This is a genomic window from Protofrankia sp. Cr1, assembly GCF_963555865.1.
Taxonomy (GTDB): Bacteria; Actinomycetota; Actinomycetes; order Frankiales; family Frankiaceae; genus Protofrankia.
This window is the reverse complement of the sequence record NZ_CAUVXO010000245.1, coordinates 930-2,022: the sequence shown is the minus strand read 5'-3', so window position 1 is coordinate 2,022 and position 1,093 is coordinate 930. Positions and strand designations below refer to the sequence as shown.

At 65.6% G+C, this 1,093-nt stretch carries 1 protein-coding gene; it reads right to left on the bottom strand.

Translation table 11 applies throughout. The features are described 5' to 3' along the window. Nucleotides 1–1,093: type I restriction enzyme subunit R domain-containing protein (locus tag U9980_RS17715; protein WP_322768933.1), on the bottom strand; the 1,093-nt coding region annotated here is incomplete at both ends.

Below are 1,093 nucleotides of genomic sequence, written 5' to 3'. Positions count from 1 at the left end.
GTCCGCCGGTTTCCCGGAGCATCTCGGCACGCAGCCGGGCCAGCGCTTCATCTCGCGCCGGTTCGGTGATGATCCGGTAGGCGCGTTTGCGTGCCGCTTCCTTGATGGCCTTCTGAAACTCGTTGTTGTCGAAGTACAGCTTCATGAAGTCGGTGTTGCGTTCGGCGTTCTCGGCGACGATGTCGTCGAGCCGGTCGTCGGCGACCTGCCCGAACCGGGCTTCGTCGTTCATGAGGGCGATCTGCTGCATCGAGGTGTCCTCGACCAGGCTGACGACCTGCTGGTAGACGAGGATCTGATCGGAGGTACCCAGGTCCAGTCCGAAGCGGTCGTTGAGTTCCTCGATGACCTCGGCCAGCGGCTTCACCTCCGGTTCCCGGTAACCGCCGCCGTCGGCGGCGTGGCCGCGCACATCGCGGTCACCGACGGCGGACAACGACACATTGTGCCGCCCGGTGAACTCCAGCCGGAAGTGGCTGAGGTCGGCATCCCCGATGTCGACCGACGTCTGTGGTCTCCCGGGCAGCCGGAGCAGCAGGATCCGGCCGTATTGGTAGAGCCGCTCCAGGTCCCGGTCACCCCAGTCGACGATCTGCGCGATGAGGCTGTAGGCGCGCACATAGCCTTGTAGCGCGCCCCGGAAGCCCTCCCGTTCGTCGTCGCTGTCGAGGGCGTCGAAGCGGTCGAGCGCCGGTTTGAGGTACTCGTGCAGTTCGGCGTGGAGCTTGCGTTCGGCCGCGTCGGGCATCCGGCCAGGCCCGGCCGCGGCCAGTACCCGGATGAACGCCTCCATCTCGGAGGCGACCAGCAGCTCGTAGTGCATCACCTCGCGCTCGCGGGTGTAGAGCAGGTTCGGGTCGCTCGGCTCGGTGATCGTCGTTTCGAACCAGTCCTCGAACGCGGTCTGGATGTCTTCGGCCTGGTTGACGAAGTCGAGGATGTGGACGTCGTCCTGCGATTTCAGCGGGTGGATCCGGTTGAGCCGCGAGAGGGTCTGCACGGCTGTGACTCCGGTCAGCGGCTTGTCGACGTACATCGCGCACAGCAGCGGCTGGTCGAATCCGGTCTGGTACTTCTCCGCGACGACCAGCAG